The organism is Paraburkholderia sp. NMBU_R16 (assembly GCF_013282575.1).
Classification (GTDB): domain Bacteria; phylum Pseudomonadota; class Gammaproteobacteria; order Burkholderiales; family Burkholderiaceae; genus Trinickia.
In genome coordinates this window covers 1-335 of the sequence record NZ_JAAAYE010000338.1, presented here as the reverse complement: position 1 = coordinate 335, position 335 = coordinate 1, and the positions used below count along the sequence as shown (strand labels likewise).

The window sequence follows — 335 nt, the reverse complement described above, 5'->3', positions numbered from 1 at the left end:
GCACGATCGATGTGATTCAGAAACGCGATGAATTCCTGATGCCGGTGACGCGGCTTGCATTGAGCAATGACCTCGCCGGTAGCGGCATTCAGAGCAGCAAACAGCGTCGTTGTGCCATGGCGAATGTGATCGTGCGTGACACCCTCGACGTAGCCGAGCCCCATTGGGAGCAATGGTTGCGTGCGCTCCAGCGCCTGGCACTGGCTCTTCGTAAGCGCCTCACGACGACCGTCGTAGACGACGGCGAGAACCGACATCAAAGTGGTGCCCATCATTTTCGATTTGATGGACATCACTGTGACAGAGCCAGAAGCCAGGCCGGGTAGCCGCAAGGG

General features: G+C 58.5%; 1 pseudogene. It reads right to left on the bottom strand.

The annotated features are described in order from the left end of the window. Nucleotides 1-335, bottom strand: a pseudogene (locus GWC77_RS29955) (hypothetical protein); the annotation flags it as partial.